The 18,574-nt window shown below is 51.3% G+C and carries 21 protein-coding genes; 9 read left to right on the forward strand and 12 right to left on the reverse strand.

The features are described from left to right. Positions 1-14 precede the first annotated feature (14 nt). Positions 15-1,538 (reverse strand): WD40 repeat domain-containing protein, encoded by a 1,524-nt coding sequence (locus F1593_RS10415; RefSeq protein WP_149401493.1) that lies wholly within the window; start codon positions 1,536-1,538, stop codon positions 15-17. A 182-nt stretch (positions 1,539-1,720) separates the two neighbouring features. Between F1593_RS10415 and F1593_RS10420 the strand changes: the two genes are divergently transcribed. The 3 genes from F1593_RS10420 to F1593_RS28285 all read left to right on the forward strand — a co-directional run bounded on the left by F1593_RS10420 (position 1,721) and on the right by F1593_RS28285 (position 3,709). After that, positions 1,721-2,350: a hypothetical protein gene (locus tag F1593_RS10420; RefSeq protein ID WP_149401494.1), complete on the forward strand. Its 630-nt coding sequence runs from the start codon at positions 1,721-1,723 to the stop codon at positions 2,348-2,350. Between the two features lie 213 nt (positions 2,351-2,563). Then, complete coding sequence (locus F1593_RS10425; RefSeq protein WP_149401495.1) at positions 2,564-3,145, forward strand: HNH endonuclease; 582 nt, start codon at positions 2,564-2,566, stop codon at positions 3,143-3,145. Between the two features lie 396 nt (positions 3,146-3,541). Then, positions 3,542-3,709, forward strand: coding sequence for a hypothetical protein (locus F1593_RS28285; RefSeq protein ID WP_172632030.1), 168 nt, complete (start codon positions 3,542-3,544; stop codon positions 3,707-3,709). Between the two features lie 257 nt (positions 3,710-3,966). On the opposite strand, the gene F1593_RS10430 is transcribed toward F1593_RS28285, so the two are convergent. From F1593_RS10430 to F1593_RS10470, 11 genes are all read right to left on the reverse strand, one after another. Continuing rightward, entirely contained in the window at positions 3,967-4,455 is a 489-nt protein-coding gene (locus tag F1593_RS10430) for a TetR family transcriptional regulator C-terminal domain-containing protein (protein ID WP_149401496.1), read from the reverse strand. Between the two features lie 103 nt (positions 4,456-4,558). Continuing rightward, on the reverse strand, positions 4,559-5,065 hold the full coding sequence (locus F1593_RS10435) for a GyrI-like domain-containing protein (protein ID WP_149401497.1): 507 nt from the start codon (positions 5,063-5,065) through the stop codon (positions 4,559-4,561). A gap of 135 nt (positions 5,066-5,200) precedes the next feature. Then, the gene (locus tag F1593_RS28290; protein WP_172632031.1) at positions 5,201-5,350 is read right to left on the reverse strand and encodes a hypothetical protein; all 150 of its coding nucleotides are present in this window, start codon (positions 5,348-5,350) and stop codon (positions 5,201-5,203) included. A 112-nt stretch (positions 5,351-5,462) separates the two neighbouring features. Next, positions 5,463-6,050 carry a dihydrofolate reductase family protein gene (locus F1593_RS10440; protein WP_149401498.1) on the reverse strand — a complete coding sequence of 196 codons (588 nt, stop codon included), beginning with the start codon at positions 6,048-6,050 and terminating at the stop codon, positions 5,463-5,465. 248 nt (positions 6,051-6,298) lie between these two features. Beyond that, positions 6,299-6,580, reverse strand: a complete 282-nt coding sequence (locus F1593_RS10445; RefSeq protein ID WP_216368838.1) for an alcohol dehydrogenase catalytic domain-containing protein — start codon at positions 6,578-6,580, stop codon at positions 6,299-6,301. A gap of 126 nt (positions 6,581-6,706) precedes the next feature. Beyond that, positions 6,707-6,820: a cupredoxin domain-containing protein gene (locus F1593_RS30120; protein ID WP_443092072.1), complete on the reverse strand. Its 114-nt coding sequence runs from the start codon at positions 6,818-6,820 to the stop codon at positions 6,707-6,709. A gap of 195 nt (positions 6,821-7,015) precedes the next feature. Further along, a complete protein-coding gene (locus F1593_RS10450) occupies positions 7,016-7,642 on the reverse strand; it encodes a hypothetical protein (protein ID WP_149401499.1) in 627 nt (208 codons plus the stop codon). 53 nt (positions 7,643-7,695) lie between these two features. Beyond that, positions 7,696-8,151, reverse strand: coding sequence for a PPOX class F420-dependent oxidoreductase (locus F1593_RS10455; RefSeq protein WP_149401500.1), 456 nt, complete (start codon positions 8,149-8,151; stop codon positions 7,696-7,698). Positions 8,152-8,236: 85 nt separating this feature from the next. Further along, on the reverse strand, positions 8,237-9,118 hold the full coding sequence (locus F1593_RS10460; protein ID WP_149401501.1) for a haloalkane dehalogenase: 882 nt from the start codon (positions 9,116-9,118) through the stop codon (positions 8,237-8,239). A gap of 225 nt (positions 9,119-9,343) precedes the next feature. Then, the gene (locus F1593_RS10465; RefSeq protein ID WP_149401502.1) at positions 9,344-9,934 is read right to left on the reverse strand and encodes a TetR/AcrR family transcriptional regulator; all 591 of its coding nucleotides are present in this window, start codon (positions 9,932-9,934) and stop codon (positions 9,344-9,346) included. 308 nt (positions 9,935-10,242) lie between these two features. Next, positions 10,243-10,611: a winged helix-turn-helix transcriptional regulator gene (locus F1593_RS10470; protein WP_149401503.1), complete on the reverse strand. Its 369-nt coding sequence runs from the start codon at positions 10,609-10,611 to the stop codon at positions 10,243-10,245. Between the two features lie 383 nt (positions 10,612-10,994). Here F1593_RS10470 and F1593_RS10475 point away from each other — a divergent pair, with 383 nt between their 5' ends. The 6 genes from F1593_RS10475 to F1593_RS10500 all read left to right on the forward strand — a co-directional run bounded on the left by F1593_RS10475 (position 10,995) and on the right by F1593_RS10500 (position 18,274). Beyond that, positions 10,995-11,684 carry a hypothetical protein gene (locus F1593_RS10475; RefSeq protein WP_149401504.1) on the forward strand — a complete coding sequence of 230 codons (690 nt, stop codon included), beginning with the start codon at positions 10,995-10,997 and terminating at the stop codon, positions 11,682-11,684. 115 nt (positions 11,685-11,799) lie between these two features. Next, positions 11,800-13,077 (forward strand): MFS transporter, encoded by a 1,278-nt coding sequence (locus F1593_RS10480; protein ID WP_235932545.1) that lies wholly within the window; start codon positions 11,800-11,802, stop codon positions 13,075-13,077. 333 nt (positions 13,078-13,410) lie between these two features. After that, complete coding sequence (locus F1593_RS10485; protein WP_149401506.1) at positions 13,411-14,508, forward strand: LacI family DNA-binding transcriptional regulator; 1,098 nt, start codon at positions 13,411-13,413, stop codon at positions 14,506-14,508. A gap of 134 nt (positions 14,509-14,642) precedes the next feature. Continuing rightward, positions 14,643-16,163 carry an ABC transporter substrate-binding protein gene (locus tag F1593_RS10490; RefSeq protein ID WP_235932543.1) on the forward strand — a complete coding sequence of 507 codons (1,521 nt, stop codon included), beginning with the start codon at positions 14,643-14,645 and terminating at the stop codon, positions 16,161-16,163. Positions 16,164-16,301: 138 nt separating this feature from the next. Next, positions 16,302-17,342, forward strand: coding sequence for a carbohydrate ABC transporter permease (locus F1593_RS10495; protein WP_235932544.1), 1,041 nt, complete (start codon positions 16,302-16,304; stop codon positions 17,340-17,342). A 32-nt stretch (positions 17,343-17,374) separates the two neighbouring features. Further along, positions 17,375-18,274, forward strand: a complete 900-nt coding sequence (locus F1593_RS10500) for a carbohydrate ABC transporter permease (protein WP_149401507.1) — start codon at positions 17,375-17,377, stop codon at positions 18,272-18,274. Positions 18,275-18,574: the final 300 nt, after the last annotated feature.

The following is an 18,574-nucleotide window of genomic DNA, read 5'->3' on the forward strand; positions in this document are numbered from 1 at the left end:
ATAGAGTACTGACATTATTTGCGAACTTTTCGTGTTCTCCAAATATGGACAGTGGTATCGCGGCTACCCGAAGCGATGAGCAGACCATTCGGTGACCAGGCGATGGCTGTGATAGCGTGCGTGTGCGCCAGATGGCGAGTGAGTATCTTCTCAGTCTCTACATTCCAGAGCAAGGCTGTTTGATCTGTACTACCAGAAGCGATCATTTTGCTGTTAGGAGACCAGGCGAGCGCGCAAATCGTTGCAGTATGGCCTTGATAACGATGGATGGTTTTGCCGAGCGCAGCATCCCAGGTACGAATGGTTTTGTCATCGCCTCCCGACGCTACCAGTTTGCTATCAACCGACCATGCCAGTGTATAGATTGCCCCTGTGTGATCTTTATGCGTGGTACTGGTAGTGCCCAATACTGTATCCCAAACATGTATCGTCCCTTCTTTGTCTCCAGAAGCGATCAACGTACCATTAGGAGACCAGGCAAGTGCGAGAACATCAGCCACATGCTCTTTATATTCGAGCAGAGCCTTCCCATTATGTGCGTAACAGATACAGATCGTACGACCATCTATCACGAGAGCGATAAATTTACCGTTAGGTGACCATATAGGTGCGACGTTGTCACCGACAAGAGACGTTGTAAATCCTTCAGAGCTGGTAATCTGAAATGGCATATCCCCGGTAATGTGCAGAACCTTAACCGACTGGCTGGCTACCGCGAGAGAGAAGCCCTGCGAAGAACAGTTGACCGTGCCTGGGACGACGATAGGATCATGCGAATAGATTGTCTCACCCGTCTGTGTATCACTGATGCAGACATGATGTGAACTGATGGATATGAGCTGTTTTCCATTGCGCGACCAGGAAAGAGACGATACTGGTCCGAGATGATCTCCCAGGCGCAAATATGCTGTGGTATGCCGTTGCCGAGGGATATTTCTCAGAAAGACGAGAAGATACAACAGTAATGAGTTCACCGGTGTAGGTGAGATAACGATTGAGATACTCGAAAACTGGAAGGAGATTGCAATGAGCAATACTGCGAGCCAACCACCACAGAGTGGAGCAAAGCCTGTCACCAGAATAGTATCTGCTGGCAGGCTTTTCAAAGGAAAAGAGGATATACTTATAATAAGATAAAGCTCTTCAATAGGCGTGCGGGCCAGGACGGTCAACAAGAGCAGTATAATAATGACAAGTGATATCCCTAAAATCATCAGGAAGCCTATCATCCCGATATATTTGCGTGTGGATGGACGTAATGCGCGAAAATAAAAAGTACTAATTATCAGAGCAAAAAGCAAACCAGCCAGCACCCCATCCGTAAAAAAGCCAGTTTCGCGATAGAGGGCACCAAAGAGATACGAGAGACATATGTCGACGTTTTGTACCAACACGCCGCCGACGATGCCACCTACGCATCCAATAAAGCTAACTTCCAGATACTGTCGTATGCCTTTGCCCATGTGAAAGCCAACGAGCAACATACAGCACAGACCACTGACAATCCCAACGATTGCCCAGATCAAAATAACGACCATACAGGTATCCCTTATAGCATTGATCAAAACAGCAGGTAGAGAAAATGCCTTTTAATTGACATTTGAGCAGGTATTCTTTACAATTATGTTAATTCATACATGTGTATACGTGGTTTTGTCAAGTTTTTTTACGTTATTATGAAGATATAAATAGCAATTGAAGAAGATGAAGAAGAAGACATATGGAGCGCACATCTTACCAGCTGAAACCCTGGTTGCCTTATATCGGAGTGATTGGTATCCTTTGTCTCCTTGTGGTATTGATTAGCCCTACTATTCTCATGGCACATGCCAATGCACAACCACAGAGTTCCTCCCAAACCTTGACTGCTTTCCAGGCAAGAGGGATAGATGGTGAGCTGTTAACGCCAACGCCAACGCACCTTGCATCTCCTCCTGTACTGACTCCGACTCCCATGTCATTTCCCTTTTCCCTTAAAACTACACCGAACAAAACAGCTCAGACGGTCGCCCCTTTTGTTGGTCTGTGGATTGCTCATTATGGCTCCATTGAGATCAAAGCCGATGGTCATGCTCATCTTGAAGCCAGAACATATCAATGGTGTACCGACCCGGGTAGCAAACCTCCTTGTGATTCTCTAAATGGGAACATGATTGTCGATGGCATTCAAGAGGATATAGTGTTTACAGCGGTGAAAATCGGTGTCGCGTATGGCAAGATTGTCAAAAGTACCCTGGATAATACCGGCCAACCAGTCACCGCAATGTTGACTATGGATGATGCTCTTGTTATAAGTGACGGAAATATATTCTGTGGACCTCAAGCACCTGAAGGATCTTGTGGTGCTTAAAATCACATAAAAAAAGAGAAAAAGGCTCTCCGTCCTTCTTCGGAAGGACGGAGAGCCCTACTTCCTTCATAGAATACACATCGGAGAGCCATAGACCTTAAAGGATTGTATTTTCTTTTAAATTCATATATTCTTTTTTAAGAACTTATCGGCAAAGAACATTTTTAGCACGCCTACTTTGAATGTTTTTGCCCATAGCGGAGAAAAAGAGACATGCATATTTCGATCCATACCCCACCTTTAGCAACTGCGCCCGTAATCGTTGGGCTTCTCGTCCTTATACTCGCCATTATTTATCTTAGAACGCGCCCTCGACGTAGACGAGGACATAGCTCAACCAGGGGTCAAGCTCCCGCTCGGAAACGTACTTCGATCAATGAGAAAGGCATTCCGAAGGTAAATGGACGCATTCCATCCTGGCAAAAAGATCCTGGTGCCAGAATTGCTAATCAATATGGCAGAGCTCGCAGTCCGGAGTGGCCGAGAGTAGCTCATGAGCATCTCAGCCATCAGCCAGCTTGTGTGGTCTGTGGTCACCGAGGAAAAGGATTACAGGTTCATCATATCAAACCATTCCATCTCTACCCGGAACTCGAACTTGACCCAAATAACTTAATCACTCTCTGCGAAATCAGGGGCCGCACGCATCACCTACTGATTGGTCACCTTGATAATTGGGAATCGTACAACAAACGTGTACGAGAAGACACAAAGCGTTACTCCCATCAAAGTGCTGCCGCGATCAAGGCCAATGTGACCTGGCAGAAAGAGGTAGCTCAACGCCCGATGCCTTAACATGAACGAGTTCTCTATAAACATCGTCAGTAGATAAAACGTCTTGTGCCGAAAGACCTCCATATCCTAGAAGAGACCATTGCGATCTGGCGTCCCAATATCCATCGGTAATAGATTTGGCGGAGCTGTTGGGCAATTGAGTATGAAGTGACGTCTTGTGCTCGCGATCCAGCGTGATCAACAGATCAATACGTATCACATTTTGGCCCATTTCATTCCGTGATTGACACTTCATTACCAGTACCGGAAGTGGCTATAACTGCCAAAAATAGGACCGTCTCTTGCTCAAAGAAGAAACAAGCGTTACTTCTTGGCTCAGAAGACGTTTTCTAAATATGTATGCATTATCTTCAATACATACATATTTTATTTTTGAAGAACGAAAGAAGAATTCTCATGAAAGTTGGTTCCCTTGTCGTTGCAGTGATTGGAATTCTTGCCGTCATAGTTGGCATAATTCTGAAAGTGTCCAGCCAGGCGCATGGTCTCACAGTTCTGATAATTGGCGCTGTGCTGTTGATCCTTGGCCTGGTGGGCGCATTTGTTCTCAAGCCCAAAGCTTAAGAGTTCTCCCAAAGCTTAAGAGTTCTAACGATCTCTCAGTTCACGAGGAAGCCCTCCCCACTGCTCACAAGAGGCAGGAGGAGGGCTTTCTCTTGCCACAGGCAAGGCAGGAGACCCCCCCACAGAATACGCAACGTGTAAAAGCCTATTAGGCCCGAATGAATATGGGCCGAGGTAATCGGTGACAGATGCTCCAGGTTGCTGTCCTGGACCGGATAGCCTGTGGCTTGCAGGTGATCAGATGAGCTTCATCTGTTTTATTCCTTCCTTTCCTCGCTTCCCAGTGGAGAGGGCTTGAGCATCGTCAGGATGATGCTCGCATCGGGGAAATGCTGATGGTAACGCTCCGGGTTGCTCACCACCAGTCTCGTTAACCCATCAAGAGTTGCCGACACCACAGTCAAAAGCTGATCGGGATCGGCATCGATGACGGACCCCTCGGCCTGGCCTTCGACGATCAACTGCCGGAGCAGGTCAGCGAACGCCTGATTCACCTGCCTCGCCTGTTCACGCAGGTCAGGTGGCGTGGCCTCAGCGCTTTGCACTTGCTCGTGTAATTGGGCAACTTCTGGATGCTCACGCCGGTTTTCGATGAGCCGTGTCAGCAAAAAGTCCAGGCGCTCCCCAGGCGGCAGGAGGATCGCCAAAAAACGCTGGAGGGCGGCGCGACGTTCCTGGAGAGTTTGCAGGTTGGAACGCCGCTGTGTTCCGTGGCGAGTCGATGCCATCATAACGGGATATGGCACGCGAAGTTTGATCTGCTGCGGCAACGAATACTTCACACCGCTTGATGTCTCTCAAGAAGACAGAGGTCAGCCCGAGTGCCGAGTTGACACGTGGGACAGACGGCTATCGGGGTTGAGGGTCTGCCAGCCGAATCGCCACCTCGGTTTCCCATTTCGCTTGATCCGGCTCCTCGTTTGGATCGGTGAGCAAGGACATCAGACGTGCACCAAATGCCTGGCCCTTCTCCGTTTCCCAGGCATCCCACACCAGACCCTGCTTCGCTCCCCAGTCCAGCAGCGCTGCATTGGCTTCGATGCCTCTGTCCCACTCGGTGTAGACGAGCGAGGCATACAAACCTGCTGGCAGAACCCCCGCCCTGACGCGGTCATCGGGAGACTCGACACTCACGACTGGAATGCCCACCTCGATATCGAGCAGCGCCTCCATATCGATGACACGATTGCGCAGGAAAGGCGCTCCGGTTGGCGCTATACCCTGATGCGCTATCCAGGCCAACACTTCCCTGCGGAGGTACTGGATCGTGGTATCCAATTCTTGCATCGTGACCTGGGTTCGAATCGCCACGTAGTGTTGCTCATGGCGATTCTCCAATTTTGGTTCGGTAATCATAGAAGTTTCCCTTTTCCTTTTTCTGATACTGCTGAAAATAGGACAATACACAAGTGCTATTCCAGTTATCAGGGGGAAAATCGGTAACTGGTTTGCATGTATGCTGGCTCATCAGAGGCCCCTTTTCCTGTTCAGTTATGGAATCTCGTTGCGCATCCCGTGGGCAAGCCAATCAGATGCGTATTGCGTGGCAGGGAAAAGCGCTTGAATCGACAAACTATGCTGCTTGCACAGGTCATCGACCATGACGTAGAGTACAGTTAGAAAGGTATCCAGGTGTTCCATTGTAAGCTCCTAGAAGGTTCTTAATTTCAGCTTACTTTAGAGCCTGGATACCTTTTTTTCAAGTATTTTCTAACTTACACCAAGCGTTCATATATGCTGCGTCTGCCTTCTGCTACTTTGCCGAGCGATCCGGTTCGTAGCGCAGGGCCACAACTCCACTCTGAAAGGTCTTTGAGGCCAGCAGTTTGAGCGGGAATGAACGGGTGACGCCAGCAAAGAGGGCCTTGCCCTCACCAAGGACCGTTGGATTGATATTGATGCGATATTCGTCAATCAGATCCAGTTCCATAAATGTGCGCGCCAGCATGGGACTGCCGAGGAACCAGATATCCTTGCCTGGCTGCTGTTTGATGGCATTAATTTCTTCGGCGATGTGATCCTTGATCAGCACGGTATTCTGTGCATTGTTCCATGCAACGCGCTCCAATGTGCGCGAAACCACAATCTTGGTGGCAGCATCCAGAAAGCGCGCGTGTTCGAGTTCGGCTGGAGTGCTGGCGGGATTGCCTGGCACCGTGAGCCAGTAGCTGGCCATGCCTTCATACGTTCTACGCCCCCAGATCACGGCGTCTGTGAGCACGTGCAAGGAATGGGCATCCTGCTCCAATTCGTGATCATACGCAATCCAATCCAATTCGTCATTGGGACCCGAGGTAAAGCCATTCAGCGAAAGATGGATCAGAGAAATGATTTTTCTCATAGCATGCTCCTTTTATCGTTCAACTCTGATTTAACCAGTGTAGCCGCTTTCTTCACATGAAGAGTTAGCAACACGAGTATACTCTAACAGAGAGGGAGCGTCTTGAAGAAAATGGCCATCCAATAAAGTTTTATCAACAAGCGTCAGCCCATAAGGAGAGTCCGAACCTCTCCCCTCAAAATACGTCTCCAATAGGCACTCTATTATGCTACTCCATTCGTTGTATTGCTCTTACGGTTAAAGGAAAATCATGCTATGACACAAAGTGAAAAGGCTGTCACCCCAGGACCAACCTCTTCGACCACACCTGCCAGTTCTATGCCGGGAGTAGAGGGAAACACCACAGGCCTGACATCTTTCAGCAAGCCCTGACGGATCTTCCAGTCGATCTGATTCACGCCCGCCGCGTGGACTCGCACCAGCACTTCGCCCGCCTGGGGCGCTTTCCGTGGCTTCTCCTCCAGCTTGAGCACTTCAGGTCCACCATAGTGATGAAATTGAATCACACGCATGGTTTTCGTTGCTGTCATCGCTCTCATTCTCATTTCTCTTTTTAGTGTCGTCAACAAATTGCTCTACATAAACTGCTACCGTTTCTATCGTTCTCCCATTGAGGGGAAACATTTCAGTGAGTGTTGTCATATACTTATATCCTGTCATTGGACAATGACTGTCAAATTCATGCCAGGATGGATCGGACAATAGAACCGAAAGGTACCAGAGGAGGTAAAGGGGCCAATCGTGGCCTGCGCGCTTCCGTTGATCTGCATAGATTTCATCTCTGGCGCATAATGAACTTTTTCACCATCATACTATCTCCTTACTGATCGCATGAGCTACGGCTGTCTGCTCATCTCATAGTCACTTTGTTTAAGGCGCAGGCAGTGCATTCCGGTGTTGCCAGGCAAAGCGAATGCGCCCAGGCCAACGAGCAGATAAGCCGTAAAAACTTTCCCTTTCTGCTTTCAAGCCGTCCTGCGAGCGGTTTCAGATTGCGTCCGCGCAACAAGAGGAACCTGGATTGGCACAACTTCTGACCGGACAATCACCACCCCCAGAAGGACCCAGAAAAGGCCACAGAGATCGACGAGTGGAGCAAAAACCAGATGCCCCTTGCTCAGAAAGAAAGGAATCTGGATAAGGATCAGTTGGGCGATGAAATACAGACCAACGAGGAGAGGTGTCCATGCTTGCCAACCAGACACCTTCTTTCCCAACAACGTCGCTCTTCCCAGGGCAACCATGCCGAGCGCGATCAGGATGCCACCAGGGGGTGTCAACGCCTGTCCTGCGCCAGAATTGGGGAGAAGCAGGTAGAAGATCATCCCGCTCGCCTGACTGAGAGTGCCCAGAATGGAGACACCCGCTCCAGCCATTGCGAGCCATCCAGGAGAGGCAAACCGACGGGCGATGATTCCTATGGGTCCGCCAATGAGCGCGAGATTCGCGATGGCCCAGATCAAGCGAGCAACAGCGTGGAGCGGACTTGTGGGAGCCGACCACCACAGATCAAGTGGCACATCTGATAACTGAAGGATTCCACCAATCAGGCAGAGCAATCCGATTAGACGAAGACGTGGTGAAACAGGCATAAGATGCTCCTTTCTTTTTTCAGGCATTTTCTCGAATTATGTGTTCATCCAGCTTAGGAATGTGCAGGCTGCCCCTTCTCAATGCCTCTCTTTCCCATGTCGGCGTCTCTCTCATCCAGCACCATTTCATACACCGCTGTTTTCTCGCCAGGATATTTGCGGTCGAAGACGATCCCGAAGAAACGGCCCACGATGCCTATACGCAAGAGGTCGCGCGCGCGCTTGGCCTCCTCAGCATACAGGCGACGCACGGTGCCTGTAATTGCCGGGCCGAGCGCATCACCCTTGCGGTTGCCTGGCGCGAGGGTGACGCGCGGATCGTGGGCGAGGCGCTTGGCCTTCCAGGTATCAGCTGCTGTCATGAAGTAGAGTTTGCCGTGCGAGGCGACCGTACCCACCGGAGTGCCGACGCCTACACCGTTGCGGCGGAAGCTGGTCAGCAGAGTCATATGGCCTTTCCTGGGTGTGGTCAGGTATTGTCGCGTGGTATGCGTCGTTTTTTCGCTCATAGTCTGTCGCTCTTTCTTATGATTGTCTGCTCGGAGCTTGCTGCTCGGTTGCAGGTGAGCTAGCTCCGGAGCAGAACGGATGCGTCTATACCAGGGTTTGCAGCCAGGTCGCAATCGCGGTACCGATTTCACCAGGCGAATCTTCTTGCAGGTAGTGGCTTCCTTTGACGGTCACTTCTGCCTGCGCCCGAAACGACCGACAGAACTCCCGTGCCGTTTGCGTAGCCGTTCCTGGATCGTTGTTGATGTATAACTTCGGGACATCGCTCCGGGCCAGCCACTCCCCATACGCTGTGATCAGCTCGAACATATCCGCACGCTCATCATCAATGGGTGCCTGACGGGGCCAACTCAGCATGGGGCGACGCCCCTCACCTGACTGAGCGAAGGGACGGCGATATTCCGCCCGTTCTTCCTCACTCAGTTCGCGCAATACCACACGAGGCAGCAGGTGTTCGAGGAACACATTGTCTTCGAGCACCAGGCGCTCGCCCGCGTTGGAACGGAAGGCTTTCCAGAGGTCACGAGTGGCCTCCGGCCAGGTTGCCCAACTGTACGGTCTGACAACCGGTTCCATATACACCAGGCCCTTGACGGCCTGACGATGACGATTCGCCCAGTCAAAGCCGAGGGCCGCTCCCCAATCATGCAGGACAAACGTGACGCGCTCGCGCACCTCAAGCGCATCAAGCAACCTCTCCACGTAGCTGCGGTGCTCAAAGAACCCATAGGAACCAGGGCCGCTGTTGTGCAGCTTGTCAGAATCGCCCATGCCGATCAGATCAGGGGCGAGGCAGCGTCCCAGCCCTTGCAGGTGTGGAATGATATTGCGCCAGACAAAGGAAGAGGCGGGATTGCCATGCAGAAAGACAATCGGATCGCCCTCGCCAGCTTCGATATAGGCCATCTGGTATCCCAGCACGGTTTGATAGTGCTTTTCATACGGAATGGCGGCACTGATTGTCATTGGTTGTCCTTTCTATGAGCATATGCCGCGTCCAACCCAGGAAGGGAGGATAATTCAACATCACTTTTCCTCTTGAGCAAAAAAGTTTCTGCGAAGGTCAACATTCATGCATCTTCTTGTTTCTACGTTCTTGGCAAAAACATACCTTGTCATCCATTCATCCGGTTGACATATTTAAAGTCCTTTCACACTCCGCCGAGAATTTTGGGCTTCTCATGCTCCCAGTCAGGAAGGCAGGATCGCAGGAAGCAGCCCCTGGACCACCTCCTCAGCAAACTGCTGCTCCGTTTGATGGAGTGGATCAAAACCCATGAATTGGCGGTTGAATGCTCGCTGAAAACAGGGACCCAGCAACAGCGTCGCCATGGTCAAAGCAGAGAGATGTTGCCCGAGGCGTCCGAGATGCTGCTCCTCCTCAAGGTAGGCTGCAAGGCGTTTAAAGACGTTATGTGGGCCCATTCCCAATGGCTGGGTGGTGGCACGAAATTGTGTCAGGAGTTCCTTGTCAGCCAGGAAAGAGACGCCCATAGGAATCAGATGCTCATAATAATGGACAACCGCCAGCACGAGCGCGACCAGATTCTCTCTGACCGTTGCTGTGCCCGCCTGATGCGTCCGAAACACCTCATGAAAAGCTGGCAGATGCTCGGCCATGAGCGCGAAGAAGATGTCCTCTTTATGGTCGAAATGCCGGTAGAGCGCGCTTTCAGACAGACCGACTGCGCGTGCGATCTCTTTGGTGGTGACATGTGCTGAACCCTTCAAGAACAGCAGCTTTTCAGCAGCTTCCAGGATTCTCTCTCGTGTTGCTCCCATGCGTTTTTTCTCCAGGTGAGTGAATGTTCACTAACATGATAACTCAGAGATGAGGAGCTTGTCAAGAAGTGCCAGAAACACATTGGAACCACGTCTTGGTAAAATATGTAATGTGCCCAGAAAACTTCGCGTCCCATTTTCACCTTTCGATGCGCTGACCCCAAGAATAAGATGAGGAGAAAAGACAAGGAGAGGAGGGCACTCTCGTTCGATGCGGGTAAGGAGTGCTCACCTTTGCTTGGGTCGGCAGTCGTCGTCGCCAGTTTTCTTATCGTATGTCAGGGTGAAACGTCAATTACACACTGATCTCACATAGGGACATGACCTTCCATGTGGTCACTCAACTGCCAGTACTCGATGTCGTTTTGCTTACAGTACCACTCTCCCCATGCATGCATCTGGTGGACGATTGGCTCCAGGCTTCGCCCTAACTCAGTGAGTGAGTATTCCACCTTTGGGGGAACTTGAGCATAGACCAGCCGGGAAATGATTCCTGCCTGCTCTAACTCTCGCAATTGCAGGGTAAGCATTTGTTGAGTCGTCGCAGGAATGAGCCTGCGTAACTCTCCGAAGCGTTTGGTTCCGTTGAGCAAACAATAGACAATCTGCAATTTCCATTTCCCTCCCACAATCGAAAGCGCTGCTTCGACCGGACATATCGCCGCTTGCTGTTTCATAATTTGCACCTCCCAATAGTATGATTTTCTAGACTACCGCAAAATATTTTGCGTACTTGTTTCTTTCATCGTTATCTTGTATTTTCATTGTATCAAGTAGTGGGAAGTACGACAAGCGAAGCTATCTGGTACTGGAGCCAGAAGATCTTTCTCTCATCTGAGTCAGAGAGATTAAGCTGCAAGGCTGGCATGCTCTCTTGGAAAAGGAATGCATGTCGTCTACTCGTCTTGTCGTCCATATGAACGTGCCAGATAGTCCTGGAGGCCCAGAAATCACCTGGCTATGCCTGTTGGGAACAGCCGCCAGAGCGTAGCATTCCAGGTGAGAATGGAGAGGCCTTTGGCCTCTTCTCTCAAGAAGAACAAGAAGATAAAGGATTCGTATGTACAACACCTATTCAGCGAACTTCACTCGCATAACTCGCCTGTTAGCGAGAGTCAGCATTCTTCCCGCGCTTTTTCTTCCTTTCTATGAGGCCTTTCTTCATGGCGGACGACGCGCCGTGGAGATTGACCCGCGTGCCGCTGCTTATATGGCAGCCCATATGATCGGAGCTTACTGTACCATCCTGGCCGGGTTTGGGCTGATCGCCATTTACCTGCACTACCACGATCGTATGGGGAGGATCGCGCCCCTCAGCTTGATTCTGGCTCTCCTTGGGCAGATCTCGTATGCGGGGCTTCTGTTTATTGATGGGTTCTTCAACCCCCTTTTTGCGCATTTTGATCCCACGCTGCAAACCCAATTCCATTCGCCTGACTTCTTTCAAGCCGTAACTCATAGTCCTCTGCTTCAGAGCTTCGGGATTGCACTCTATACTCCCTTCCTGATGTCTCTCCTCCTTATCGTTGGCATTGGGCTCCTGGGGATCATCATCCTGCTCAAGCGCTTTTTACCGTGGCCTATTGGTCTGCTGTTTCTCGTTGGTGGCGTGATTCTGGGCATCGACCTGATGGTGCCAATGTGGGTCGAGATAACCGGGTATGCAGCTGAAGGGCTGGCCATTGCCTGGAGCGCCTTGCTCATCTTGCGCAAGAGCAAACCCGTTGCTCGTGCTCGGTCTGTTGCGTAAAGGTTGAGATCAGGATGGTTTCTAGAAAGATAAGAGAGACAACTCATGTCTACGAGCATTTTTTAAAGGCAAAAAGTAAACTTATCACATCTTGAGAAAGGACGCGGTGTTTGTGATGGACACAAAACGCATGGCAACGCTTTTTTTGATTGTGCTTGCCGATATGTCGGGGGCTATGGCCATCATCCCGATTATCCCGGTGGTGGTCCTGGGGCAGTTTCATGCCACCCCGTTCCAGGCTGCTCTGGTGATTTCGGCCTACTATGTGGCCCAGGTTCTGGCTGCTCCGTGGCTTGGGAGTCTGGCAGATCGCTTTGGGCGACGCCCCATCCTGTTGTTGAGTCAGGTGGGAACCATTGGTTCCTACCTCCTGCTGATCTTTGCGGCTCCCCTGGGGGCGTTCCTCGCTCATGCTGGTCTGCGCCTGGGAATCGCGCCGGGGTTGGCCGTCATCTACCTTGCGCGCGTGCTTGATGGGCTGACTGGCGGCAATATCAGCGTGGCCGGGGCCTATGCCAGCGACATCAGCACACCAGAGAAACGCACCCAGGCTCTCGGATTGGTGGGAGGTGCCAGCGGACTGGGGCATATTCTGGGTCCTGCCCTCGCTGGACTACTTGCAGGGATTAATCTGTTCGCGCCTTTTTTCGCCGCCACTATCGTCAGCGGAGTGACGGTGCTGCTGACCTTGCTCTGGTTGTCTGAACCACCGATTCGCGCGCAGACAACGGACAACCAGGCGAAATCAGTTGAGAAGGTGTCTTTCACTCGAGTGTTGCTGAGTCGATCAGTGTTGCTTATCCTGGCAACAGCGCTTCTCGTTGGGCTGTATATGGCGGGGCTTTCCGGGACATTCGCGCTTTACGCTGACCGGGTTCTGTTGCCTGGCCAGCCTGAGAGCGTCGTCGTTAGCACAGTAGGCTGGATCATTACGGTGCTGGGCCTGGTAATGACTCTCACACAACTTGTTCTGCTCAATCCGCTGGCAGGCCGCCTGGGTGAGCAGAAAGCCATCCTGTTGGGCAGTGTCTTCCTGCTTATTTCCACGGTGGGCCTGTTCACAGCCACCACCCTCTGGCTTGTCATCGCGTATGTGATCATCTTCTCCCTCGGCTATGGAATCGTGTGGCCTATCCTGCAAGCACTCATCACCAGGGCAGGCCCCGAACGACTGTCTGGTCGCCTTCTGGGTTGGTTCCAGGCAACCTTCAGCCTGGCCTTAATTCTTGGTCCCATCGTGGGAGGCTTTGCCTTCGACACCATCGCCCCACGGGCGGTCTATGCGGGAAGCATTGGCGTGATGGCCCTCGCCCTGGTGCTGAGCATTGGGCTCCAACGCCTCTCACTGAGGGACGTGGAGAAATCGCAACAACTCATGCGCTTTCATCACTGAAATACAGGATGAATGCGTTTATTTCCAAAGAAAGACCTCCTAACCTTGTATACAATAAAAAAAGAACTTTATCTTTGTTCGTCCAAACTCCACCATGGGCCACTCATTGCCCGCATCAAAACGTTAATTCCTGGCGAAAATCACGCAATTATTTCCGAAGACCCAAATTTCGTCTGCAAAACACTTGACTGTGGGACCGGTTTCATGGCATATATATATGAGTACGCATTTATTAGTATTTTATAACGATTTATGGGATCGGTCCCATAAATCGTTATGAACCCTTTCACCGTATCCTAACTGTCTTTTTCAATCTGTTTACAGGAAGGGTGTATGGCAAAGAAGCCAACTATTCGTTATATCGCGCACCTGGCTGGCGTCTCAAAGTCGACGGTGTCTCGCGTGCTGAATAACAGTGCCAATGTCGACCCCATCACCCGTGAGCGTATACAGCACGTGATCGCGGAACAAAACTTCGTGCCTGATCTGACAGCGATGCATCTGGCACGTGGAGATCGCCGGCTCATCGGTATGCTTCTTCCGGCCCTCTGGTCGTTTATGCCGGAAATCATACGGGGCATCGCTGGCGTGGTCGAGGAAAACGGCTATGAGATTATTCTCTATAGCTCGGCTGGTCACAAAGATTTTCGCAGCGTGATCGACCGGGTGCTGACAACTAATTTCACCTCCGGTCTCCTGGCCTCGATTCATACCCATTCGCCCCAGCACCTGATTACTCTCGCGCGCAGTGGTCTGCCCGTCGTGATAATCAACCTGACGGCCCACCGACTAGACAGTCCCTGGGTAAGTGTGAACAATGCGGGCGGAGCGAGCCTGGCAACTCGCCATCTGCTCTCATTAGGACATGAGCGCATCGCCTTTCTCTTTCCCAGTCCTGATCTACCTTGCTTCCATGATCGTTATCATGGTTACTGTCAAGCGTTACGGGAAGCTGGTATAGAACCAGATCCCATGCTGGCATTGTACGATGATGGTAGTGCCGTGAAATGCCTGCAAGAAATTCAGGCAATGAGCACTCCACCCACCGCCATTGTCGTGGGTAACGACTATCTGGCCTATAGTGTGATTATGGAGATGGGAAAGCTGGGCTGGCGCGTACCCGAAGATATAGCCATCGTTGGCTTCGATGATGTCATTCCACCTTACCAAAGTCCCGTCGTACTCACAACGGTGCGCCAACCGTTCTATGAAATCGGTCAGTGCGCCGTCGAAATGTTGCTCTCACTGCTTGATCCTCGCTTCGAGCCTTCGCGCAACTGGTTGGAGTTTGCGGTTCCCTCTGATCCGAATCAGCAGACAAGCCCCGATAGGCATGTCTGGCCATCCTGTCAGATCCAGCTTCCGCTCACCTTGACCGTGCGCAATTCATGTGGCTCCGGGCGATCATCACTCGATTGGAATCTAGTGTGAATCTGATTGGAAAGCAGGCAGTAAAGCAAACATTTATCGTTACTGATAGCCTTTTCGTTTATCTACATCATTGTCGATGATCTGCGATCCAATAGTGTATCGCAAGTATTTAAGAAAACAGAGGATGTGTCAACATGGACGTTTCTTCGATTATTCTTCCGTCGCGGCTTAACCGCCGCACATTCTTGAAGGCAGCTGGCACGGTAGCCAGCGCAGCAACCCTGGGTTCCGCCCTGAGCGCCTGCGGCAGCACCTCCAGCGGCGGCAGCACCGTGACCCTCCAGTACTGGGACTACTATGTCAGTCAGTCGCCCTGGCTTGATAACGAGGTCAAGCTCTTCGAGGCCGCTCACCCCAATATCAAGATTAAAAGGACCATCAACAACAACACCACCTATGACCAGCTATTCAATCTCTCTGTTAAAGCCAACAAACAGCCAGATGTCTTTATGGTTACGGGCACTGCGACTCCCTACAACGAGCAGATGCAGAAGGGGTGGTGGTTGCCGGTTGATAAGTGGATTAATGCGACGTGGAAGAACCGTTTCCCAACTGGCACCTTCTACCAGGGCAACAATATGTTCAACGGCAAGACCTACACCGCGCCTCTTGGCGGTAGTGGTGTTTTCCAGCAGCTTTATCTGAACACTGACGTGTTTAAAGCCGCTGGCTTGACCAACAGCGATGGCACGCCCAAAGTGCCGCAAACCTGGGACGATGTGGCAAATTTTGCCGATATCATTACTAAAAAAGGCAATGGGCAGTATTATGGTCTCGGCTTCGGAGCAGGTGGCGGCGGCTCTATCACCAATTGGGTTGATCTCTTCATACGCGCCGCTGGCGTACCTGGAGGCGCTTTTGGGGGTACCGGAGGCACCTGGTACGATGGCTTCGATTACCGCGTGGGCAAATATACATTCTCCAGTGATCGCAACTGGGAGGATTTCATCACCCTGCTCCTGGAATGGAAGCAGAAGGGCTACTTCTATCCCAATTCTCTGAGCATCACTGACGAAACCGCACGTGCCTACTTCGAGCGTGGCAAATTCGGAATGATAGTTGGCGGCGTCTGGAACCAGGCAGAATGGACGACGCACGGATTCACCAATTATGGCTTGACCACGCTGGTGGGACCGACAACAACGCGCAAAGGCTTCTACTATCACACGCCTGGTGGTCAGGAGTTCGCCATTTCCGCCCAAACAAAACATCCTGAAGAGGCCTGGCAGTGGTTCAACTGGCTCTATAGCAATGAGTCGGAGCAGCGCTGGGTGCAGACGTACAACGAAGATCTTTCGATCTTCGCGAATCTCAACGATCCCTCGAAAATCAAGTTCAAGCCCTTTGCCGAATATGTCGCCAACGCGCCCTTGAACCTTACCTATCCTAATCCCAACATGCGCAATCCTGAAACCGCGAAAGTCATCTTCAACTCTCTGTCGCCCAATTTGAATGATGCGATAGTTGGCCTCTGGACCGGCCAGTTGCACGACATGAAAGCCGCACTCAGCGACATTGAGAGCCGTGCCAATTCCAACATCCAGAAAGGCATCTCACAGGCCCAGGCCAGTGGCGTTAAAGTCTCCATTAACGACTACACTTACCCGGACTGGGATATCACCAAAAACTACATCACCAAACCCAACCAGGCATAGGCAAACGCGTCGCGCAGCTTCCTTGCATGGCGACTGAACGCAGCTAGCATGTCTAGCTGCGTTCTCGCCATACGTACAAAGCCAGACGTGCGCACTAACTTACACATTGGGCTAACTAAAAGAGAGGACTTTCAACTCATGCGAGCTCAGGAAGTAAAAACAATACAACCAGAGATGGAGGAGAAACATGTCACCATGACTCCTCATAAGAAAAGCCTCTGGCAGGATATATACAGCAGGCGCTGGTCATACCTCTATCTTGCACCGATGATCATTTTGCTGCTAGCTTTCGTCGTCTATCCCATCTTCGCTTCTCTGGGCTACACGCTCTATCAGTGGAATGGCATCGGCGATCCGACCGCATACGTCGGCCTCGACAATTTTCAAAAAGTGACAACCGATCCTATTTTCTGGGAATCTTTCGCCCACACCTTCATCTTTACTGCCGTAGTAGTTCCTGTTCAGTTGACCCTGGCCCTGATTCTGGCTCTGGTCCTGAATAGCACCAAATTGCGCTTCTCTACGTTCTATCGCTCGGTCTATTTTCTGCCGGTCGTGATGTCTCCGGCGGTAATCGGCGTGATCATGAATCTGATGATCAGCAATTTTGGCGATAACTTCAATGCCATCTTTTTGAAGCTCCACATTATCCATCAACATATTGACTGGCTAGCCGATCCCCGTTTTGTGCTGTGGATCATTATTGCTATCCAAATCTGGAATACCCTGGGCATCAATATGGTCTATTTCCTGGCCGGGCTACAGACTATTCCCGCCGAACTCTATGAGGCCGCGCACATCGATGGAGCCGGTTGGGCTGCTCAGCTCTTCTCAATCACTATCCCGATGCTGCGCGGTGTAGGCATGATTATCCTCTTCCTCGCCATTCTGGGTAACCTCAACGTATTTGACCTCGTGCAGGTGCTAACCGGCGGCGGCCCATACTTCGCCTCCAATGTCGTGAGCACCTATATCTATCAACAGGCCTTTGGCGGCATCAGCGTCGGTGGCTCCGGTGCAGGGGTAATACAGCCAAACGTCGGTTTTGCCTCGGCTGCTTCATTCTTCTTTGGCCTGATCCTGATCGCACTGACTAGCATCCAGGCCCTCGGCTGGCGATATGTACGCCGCAACAATGCCAGAAATGCTATATCCTCTACCGAGACCGGAGCAGCATAGCAGCTAGCTAGAATGGAAAGGAATTCATAATTATGGCAACCTCAATCCCACAGACAACAGCGCGCGAAATAGAGAGACGACGAAAACAGGTGAACAACTTCAAACAACGGAAGAATGCGAGAAGGCTGCTACTGCACGCGATCCTACTGGTCTGCGGCTTCTTCTGGGTTTATCCCTTTCTATGGGCGCTGGGCAGTTCGCTCAAAAGTGAGGTAGGCTTCTTTAGTGAGGGTCTGAGTTTCATTCCCAAAGAGTTTCAGTGGCAGAATTATGCCGATGCCTGGACACAGGCAACGTTCGGTCAGTACTTTTTCAATACGGTCATTATTACAGTCCTGACGGTCGCCTTTACGCTGACCTTCACTTCGATGGCCGGGTTCGTGCTGGCTCGCACCAATTTCCCCGGAAAAAAATGGTTGGTCGCGCTGATCGCTATCACCCTTTTCCTGCCACACGGCTACACAATTGTACCCGTTTTCGATCTAATTCAGCGCCTTGGCTTGCTCGATACCCTCTGGTCTGTAATCGTGGTAGAGACGGCAGGGAATATGGTCTTCAGCACCTTTCTCTTCATGGGCTACTTCGCGACGATAGATCGCGAACTGGAGGACGCAGCGCGTGTGGATGGTGCCAACTTCCATCAGCTCTTCTGGCAAGTGATGTTCCCGCTAGCTCGTCCGATGCTGGCAACGCTTGGTCTCTTCACCTTTATCAATAGCTGGAATAACTTCCTGATTCCGCTGGTCTTCACGCTGGGCAATTCCGACCTGCGTACACTCCCTGTTGGCCTATACGCGTTCATCGCTCAGACTTCCACAAACTGGGTACTGCTCTGCGCAGCTTCGATGATCTCGCTCGTGCCTACTATCCTGGTCTTTGTATTCACTCAACGCCATGTGATTAACGCCTTTGCTGGTGCAGTAAAGGGGTAACAGGCTCAACTTTCTCTCTCCTGCTTGCTTGCTCAGCAGTATTTTTACGAGTGGGTCATCTGGCAATTGGCTTGCAAAAAAGTCGCAGCCCCAGATCCACTCAAGCGCCGCAGACGACGGGAACGCGCTCGTCTGCGGCGCTTGCCATTCCAGACAAAGGGTGTGAGTGTGTCAGCCTCCCGTGGTCTCCAGGATCTCTGTGCATGAGTTTTCGCACCTGCGGTGCTCAAACATCTTTTTATTGTGTAGTGCAGGAAAGGTGCTGTGCACCTTTCCTGCACTACACCATAAAAAGGGCGC

Origin of the sequence: Dictyobacter arantiisoli (assembly GCF_008326305.1) — a bacterium.
GTDB lineage: Bacteria > Chloroflexota > Ktedonobacteria > Ktedonobacterales > Ktedonobacteraceae > Dictyobacter > Dictyobacter arantiisoli.

What these genes read in the sequence shown, in the direction of transcription:
- F1593_RS10415 (WP_149401493.1), bottom strand. Translation starts at nt 1,538, where the DNA reads ATGGTCGTTATTTTGATCTGGGCAATCGTTGGGATTGTCAGTGGTCTG.
- F1593_RS10420 (WP_149401494.1), top strand. Translation starts at nt 1,721, where the DNA reads ATGGAGCGCACATCTTACCAGCTGAAACCCTGGTTGCCTTATATCGGA.
- F1593_RS10425 (WP_149401495.1), top strand. Translation starts at nt 2,564, where the DNA reads ATGCATATTTCGATCCATACCCCACCTTTAGCAACTGCGCCCGTAATC.
- F1593_RS28285 (WP_172632030.1), top strand. Translation starts at nt 3,542, where the DNA reads ATGAAAGTTGGTTCCCTTGTCGTTGCAGTGATTGGAATTCTTGCCGTC.
- F1593_RS10435 (WP_149401497.1), bottom strand. Translation starts at nt 5,065, where the DNA reads ATGATTACCGAACCAAAATTGGAGAATCGCCATGAGCAACACTACGTG.
- F1593_RS28290 (WP_172632031.1), bottom strand. Translation starts at nt 5,350, where the DNA reads ATGGAACACCTGGATACCTTTCTAACTGTACTCTACGTCATGGTCGAT.
- F1593_RS10440 (WP_149401498.1), bottom strand. Translation starts at nt 6,050, where the DNA reads ATGAGAAAAATCATTTCTCTGATCCATCTTTCGCTGAATGGCTTTACC.
- F1593_RS10445 (WP_216368838.1), bottom strand. Translation starts at nt 6,580, where the DNA reads ATGACAGCAACGAAAACCATGCGTGTGATTCAATTTCATCACTATGGT.
- F1593_RS30120 (WP_443092072.1), bottom strand. Translation starts at nt 6,820, where the DNA reads ATGCAGATCAACGGAAGCGCGCAGGCCACGATTGGCCCCTTTACCTCC.
- F1593_RS10450 (WP_149401499.1), bottom strand. Translation starts at nt 7,642, where the DNA reads ATGCCTGTTTCACCACGTCTTCGTCTAATCGGATTGCTCTGCCTGATT.
- F1593_RS10455 (WP_149401500.1), bottom strand. Translation starts at nt 8,151, where the DNA reads ATGAGCGAAAAAACGACGCATACCACGCGACAATACCTGACCACACCC.
- F1593_RS10460 (WP_149401501.1), bottom strand. Translation starts at nt 9,118, where the DNA reads ATGACAATCAGTGCCGCCATTCCGTATGAAAAGCACTATCAAACCGTG.
- F1593_RS10465 (WP_149401502.1), bottom strand. Translation starts at nt 9,934, where the DNA reads ATGGGAGCAACACGAGAGAGAATCCTGGAAGCTGCTGAAAAGCTGCTG.
- F1593_RS10470 (WP_149401503.1), bottom strand. Translation starts at nt 10,611, where the DNA reads ATGAAACAGCAAGCGGCGATATGTCCGGTCGAAGCAGCGCTTTCGATT.
- F1593_RS10475 (WP_149401504.1), top strand. Translation starts at nt 10,995, where the DNA reads ATGTACAACACCTATTCAGCGAACTTCACTCGCATAACTCGCCTGTTA.
- F1593_RS10480 (WP_235932545.1), top strand. Translation starts at nt 11,800, where the DNA reads ATGGACACAAAACGCATGGCAACGCTTTTTTTGATTGTGCTTGCCGAT.
- F1593_RS10485 (WP_149401506.1), top strand. Translation starts at nt 13,411, where the DNA reads ATGGCAAAGAAGCCAACTATTCGTTATATCGCGCACCTGGCTGGCGTC.
- F1593_RS10490 (WP_235932543.1), top strand. Translation starts at nt 14,643, where the DNA reads ATGGACGTTTCTTCGATTATTCTTCCGTCGCGGCTTAACCGCCGCACA.
- F1593_RS10495 (WP_235932544.1), top strand. Translation starts at nt 16,302, where the DNA reads ATGCGAGCTCAGGAAGTAAAAACAATACAACCAGAGATGGAGGAGAAA.
- F1593_RS10500 (WP_149401507.1), top strand. Translation starts at nt 17,375, where the DNA reads ATGGCAACCTCAATCCCACAGACAACAGCGCGCGAAATAGAGAGACGA.